The sequence below is a fragment of the Staphylococcus ureilyticus genome, from assembly GCF_002902235.1.
In the GTDB taxonomy this organism is placed as follows: Bacteria; Bacillota; Bacilli; order Staphylococcales; family Staphylococcaceae; genus Staphylococcus; species Staphylococcus ureilyticus.
Map to the genome: position 1 here is coordinate 1 of NZ_PPRL01000009.1, position 6,009 is coordinate 6,009.

Here is a 6,009-nt window from a genome sequence, read left to right on the forward strand (position 1 = left end):
ACCTAATTATTAATATTTGTTCTATATAGTCTATTACCAAGAATTAATATAATTAGCTTTAATTTATTTTCTTTTCGACATATTTTTTGTTGAAAATAAATAATTTTACTAATAATATCAACAAAGTAATAAGTAATAGAAAAACAGCAATAAATGCAATAATTAAAGCTATAGCCATGTTATCATTTACAGCACCATGTTCTAAACGTACGTAAGGATATAAAAGATATAGTAATTTACTTGTACCATAAACAAAAAAGAAAAGCCCATTTGTAAAATAACCATAATGAACGCCCAGCCATGTCTTTTTTTTATAATTGTAAAAATCATGGCTATAGTAAATATTAATGGAAGGCCTATACCAATCATTACGAATATATTATGAACCGCGAATGTCCTCTTAGTTAAAAAACATACTAGTTCAACTGAATCCATAATGTTACCTTTTTGGTTTCTGATGAATACGCAACTCTCTTTATAGAAAAAACACTGTTTAATTTATATTAATCCTTATAGTCATAGCTATTTGAAAATTTATTGTTCGTTGCATTATTAAAAAATAATGCAACGTTACTTAATATGAGAGCCCTCATTGCTAGAAGACTCTCATATACTACGGCAATGTAAACTATTTTAATTTGTTGCAATATCTTTGCTCGTTTTAATAATAAACAAAACAAGTAAAGTCAAGCAAACAGAACCAACAAGTGTCGGAATTATAAAGAACATGCCTGCTGAATTTGGTAATGCATTGCCTGAAGAATTTAACATTGTTAGACCAATGAATGCACCAATTACTGCTGAAATCAAACTAATAATAAGATTAGTAATTTTATTGTTAGTTAACCAGATTGAAAATGCGACGCCAACGATTACACCTATTACTATTGTAATGATAAAATCCATAAAACCCCTCCTAAAATGATACAAATATATAGTCAATAGTGATTGTCTTTAATTTTTAGTCATTTTCCCACGTTCAACATCACTATTTCCCCTATATTCTTTTGTGTAACTAAAAAATTTTCCGTTATAGTATTTAAGTTTTATATTTACACCGCTTTGGACGGTTTCCCTAGATAAAATTATTTCTAGCCATTGTCTAGTTTGCTTCAATTACCTCTTCTACACTATAACGCCAACTCTTAATAAAAATTAATTGAATGTATAGAAGAACTTTTATAATAAACTTTTTTAACTTCGTCAACTGTGAAAAAGTCTGAATCAGAGAACATACCTAATAACCCCAATTTTGGTTTAGAAGGGTTCACCTTCTTCATCGAAAAGTCTTCTTCAAACAGTGAGCCAGAAAACATAACTTGAGTATAAAAATTATCTGAGCCAGAAATATTATTTACTGTTTCGATGAAAGTGTCTTCATACAAATCAATAGATTCACCACTTATAAAATGGATAGCAGCAAATTTTTTCAAAATAACTCGCCCCTTACGTCATTTTTACTTAATTATATCAGAAAAGATTACAAGAGAGGTGAAGTTCAGGAGCTAAAACATGCATTATAATTAACACTTCTAATTATCCTATTGGTTGATGGAATTAAGAGCGCTGATGAATTTAAAAGAGGAATTAAAAACATTCGGTTTTTTCTCTTTTTAAGGTGTCTATACAGAGGTACTTGTTCTTTTTTTGTGCTATATTACACAAATAATTGAATTCCCCGTTATCTATCCAATAAACTTTTTACAGCCGCCCTCCAGAGTGGCCTTTTTTAAAATATATGTTATAATGTAATCGTTTCCAATTAGACATGGGAACTCTCTCAAATCAACTTCTCGTAGTTAAAAGACAATCGTTAATTCGGTTGTCTTTTTTACGCAAAAATAAAATAGCCTAAAATGAAATATATTAAATATATAAGGAAAACCTTAACCTAAACAAAAACTGATTTACAACTTAGAGTCTGGAAAACTACGTATTCAGCGTATTAAAGTGCTCATAATGGATAAAAAGGCGTAACGCTTCAGACAAGGCCCAATTTTAATGAATAATCCTTCTATATTTACAAAGATTTATGATTTATACATATGAATACAGGGGATAAAATAAGTGTATATCAAATAATGAGGAGGGGTCTGTATGTCAAGATACGTCTTTCAATCGCCAAGTAGATATATACAAGGAAAAGGAGAAATAAAAAGTTTAGCTAATGAGGTTAATAAATTAGGTGACTCACCCTTGATTATTTCAGATAGTTTAGTTTGGTCACTCACAAATAAAGATATAAATGAGAGTTTTAAATCTAGCGAAATGAGTTATAAATACGAAGAATTTAAGGGGGAAGCCTCTGAAAATGAAATAGCAAGGCTTAGCCAAATAGCTAAAGACAATGATATAAATGTAATTGTTGGCGTTGGAGGAGGAAAGACGAGTGAAATGTTTTTTATTTATGCCAGTTAAATTAGAGAATTAGCTGACAATGATTAGTCATAAATTATTTTATAGTTGATGGCCTAAGAGAAAGCACGTCAACAACTCTCTTACGACAAGGATTTTTAGTAACTAAAATGATACTTTCATAAGTATATTTCTAATTTGGCTTTTTTAACTAAACCATGTGGGTATTTATGGTTATGTTGCATTTTTATTAATCATGAAACCACAATATAATAACCGTGTGTAGTGCTGAACAGGTAAACGCCGAGCCCAATAACTTATTCAAATATATACACATATTTAAAGTATCACAGCATAATACAGCGTTAATTAAAGGTAAATAAATTAGCCTTTAATATTAATTAACCTTTATTTTCCGTAATTGTATAATATATTTACACAATTACGGAAAATAAAGGTTTCTTTAACTATGTTTAAGGGAAAATACATAGCATGATATCTAAGGGGGTTTAATATTGAGTAATAAAAAGAAAGATCAATTAAATGAAGTAGAAAAAAACAATGACGATAAAGCAATGACGACTAATAATGGTGTCAAAGTAAGTGAAGATGAAAACACGTTAACTGTTGGTGAACGTGGTCCTAGCTTATTAGAAGATTTCCATTTCAGAGAAAAAATCATGCACTTCGATCATGAACGCATTCCAGAACGTGTGGTCCATGCCCGTGGCTTTGGCGCACATGGTGAATTTCAAGTTTATGAAGATTTATCGAAATACACTTCAGCCGACTTTTTAACTCACCCCGAGAAAACAACGCCAGTATTCGTTAGATTTTCCACAGTTCAAGGTTCTAAAGGTTCTCCTGATACAGTTAGAGACGTCCGTGGCTTTGCGACAAAATTCTATACAGATGAAGGTATTTTCGACCTAGTAGGTAATGATATACCAGTATTTTTCATACAAGATGCAATCAAATTCCCAGATTTAATTCACGCAGTTAAACCTGAACCACATAACGAAATGCCTCAAGGTGGTACAGCACATGATACATTTTGGGATTTCTTTGCTCAAAACCCAGAATCTACACATACCGCTGTATGGGCTATGAGTGATCGCGGTATACCTAAAGATTTTAGACAAGTCGAAGGTTTCGGTGTGCATACATTCCGCCTTGTTAATAACGAAGGACAGTCTTATTTTGTTAAATTCCATTGGAAACCACTTCAAGGGCTAGAGTCTCTCGTATGGGATGAAGCACAAATGCTACATGGTAAAGACGTCGACTTTCATCGTAAAGACCTTTATGAATCTATCGAAAAAGGCGATTATCCTGAGTGGGAATTAGGCCTACAAATTATTCGTCCTGAACAAGAATTTGACTTTGATTTTGATATTTTAGACCCTACGAAGATTTGGCCTGAAGATGATGTTCCAGTACAAAGAGTTGGTAAAATGACACTAAATCAAAATGTTACGAATGTGTTTGATGAAACAGAACAAGCCGCATTCCATCCAGGACATATCGTACCAGGTATCGACTTTTCTAATGATCCATTATTACAAGGACGTTTATTCTCCTATACAGATACACAAATCACGAGATTGGGCGGCCCAAATTTCAATCAAATTCCAATTAACCGTCCTGTAAATGAAGTACACAACAACCAAAGAGACGGCATGCATCAAACAAATGTAAACAAAGGACAAGTTGCGTATCATAAAAATGCATTGAATAATAATGATCCTCATACAACACCGAAAGAAGAAGGTGGTTATGAGCACTACCAAGAAAAAGTTGAAGGCCGCAAAATTCAAAAACGCAGTGAAAGTTTCAAAGATTATTATAGCCAAGCCAAACTTTATTTAAACAGTCTGACTCAGCCTGAATTTGATCATACAGTAGATGGCTTTTCATTTGAAATCGGTATGTGTAAATCGGTTATGGTTAAACAAAATGCGGTTAACCAATTGAACAAGGTTGACCGTACATTAGCCGAACGTGTAGCTAAAAATGTAGGTGTGGAAGTGCCCACAGAAAATGAAGAAGTCCAATCAGATGCAAAAGATAGTAAACTAACAATGGAAAAATTCGATATCCCATTAGCTGGACATTCTGTAGCTGTTGCAGTAAATGGCGATATTAGTGCTGACACGCTAAAATCATATGCTAAAACGTTCACTGAAAACAAATTAAACTATGCATTTGTGGGACAACATCCTAAAGATATCTCAGAAGACTACGGTATCACTGAAACATTTGATACTGCTCATCCAACTTTATTTGATAGCTTAATTGTACTTTCAGATGGTAGCGATATACTTCCACCTGTCGAGGAGTTTGCAGAACTCACTTATAAACACAATAAACCATTACTCGTTAGCCAAACAGCTGCGACAAATTTAGCAGATGCCAAATTGAATCTAGCAGCACCTGGTGTTTTCGTATCGGATGATCCTAATACAATTGTGCAAGCTTTTGATAGAGCTAGATATTGGGAACGATAAATCTATTTAACTCTTTATAATATAATTAAGTAATAACAAACGCTCCCATATAAATGAATTTATATGGGAGCGTTTGTTATCAGAAAAGGATTTTCTATTTATCAAAAACACAGGTTAACGCCATAGTAATAAAAAGTTGTCGTACGTATTAAGGAAAAATCATAGTAGTATGTGATATTCCAAATAAGAGTTAAGTTAAACTTATTAAGAAAAGTAGCATCCATATGCGTTGGTTCTTCGCCATTTTGGATGATTATAAATTCTAATAAAAGATTTTAATGCTTGTTCATTTGTTATTTAAGTAATTGAGGAATGATAATCTTAGTATACGTTCGCTAATATAGTGGTCGTTTAATTGAAGTAGTAATGGGTATATAATAAATAGGTTTTATTGGTTGGATTTCCCCCGAGATCCTACTCTACAATTTGCTCATTACCCAATAAACAATGAGAACCTCGTTACATTAGACGACCGTTTATACGGTTGTCTCTTTTGTTTACATTTATTTTAAAAGAGTATTCAATTAGAACTTCGCTCACTATAAGTTCATCTCATTTTTTCCCTATAATTTCCCACATTTAAAGAGAATTGTTTATATGGTTGCCTTTTTTATTTTAAACTTATGCCCGCAAAATGATTACTCTACGTATTGATAAGAATAAAATTAATTGAAAGTAATATTACCTAATTATTAGGTTCATTTAGAAACAAATTCAAGTTAAACTGTTATTTCTATTTTAAGCACAAGAATGCGATATTTTGATAATCCAACAATAAAAGAAAAAGTTATGTTGAAAAATTAAAGGATAATTATGTTTCGAACACAAATCCCAGTTTTTTCATCGAAATTAGCTATATTTCGGATAGAAGCGAACGCAAATAAAAATGGCCATCCTTTGGGGTGGCTGTAAAAACTCGTATGATAGATGATGTAACGATAATTCATCTGATACCAAGTGCTCTATAACATAAAAAAGACATCCCATAAAGAATTGTTTAATAAATATAAGTTAATAAACTAGTAGCATAGACTGCACATAGTAATATAGGTTCTGTTGCAAAGTAAAAAATATAGCTAACCACTAATTTATCATGTCAGTGTTCGCTTAACTTGCTAGCATGATGCTAATTTCGTGGCATGGCGAA

General features: G+C 32.0%; 4 protein-coding genes. 2 read left to right on the top strand and 2 right to left on the bottom strand.

Annotated features, from left to right (window positions below):
• Positions 1-633: 633 nt before the first annotated feature.
• A complete protein-coding gene (locus CD150_RS01075; RefSeq protein ID WP_002508606.1) occupies positions 634-906 on the bottom strand; it encodes a hypothetical protein in 273 nt (90 codons plus the stop codon).
• 239 nt (positions 907-1,145) lie between these two features.
• Positions 1,146-1,433: a hypothetical protein gene (locus CD150_RS01080; RefSeq protein ID WP_073346240.1), complete on the bottom strand. Its 288-nt coding sequence runs from the start codon at positions 1,431-1,433 to the stop codon at positions 1,146-1,148.
• A gap of 664 nt (positions 1,434-2,097) precedes the next feature.
• Between CD150_RS01080 and CD150_RS01085 the strand changes: the two genes are divergently transcribed.
• Together CD150_RS01085 and CD150_RS01090 are read left to right on the top strand one after the other, a co-directional pair.
• The gene (locus CD150_RS01085; RefSeq protein WP_040030578.1) at positions 2,098-2,418 is read left to right on the top strand and encodes an iron-containing alcohol dehydrogenase; all 321 of its coding nucleotides are present in this window, start codon (positions 2,098-2,100) and stop codon (positions 2,416-2,418) included.
• A 452-nt stretch (positions 2,419-2,870) separates the two neighbouring features.
• Positions 2,871-4,862, top strand: a complete 1,992-nt coding sequence (locus tag CD150_RS01090; protein ID WP_040030574.1) for a catalase — start codon at positions 2,871-2,873, stop codon at positions 4,860-4,862.
• Positions 4,863-6,009 lie beyond the last annotated feature (1,147 nt).

Bases quoted from the DNA above. Each gene is read 5' to 3' on its own strand.
- CD150_RS01075 (WP_002508606.1), bottom strand. From the start codon at position 906: ATGGATTTTATCATTACAATAGTAATAGGTGTAATCGTTGGCGTCGCA.
- CD150_RS01085 (WP_040030578.1), top strand. From the start codon at position 2,098: ATGTCAAGATACGTCTTTCAATCGCCAAGTAGATATATACAAGGAAAA.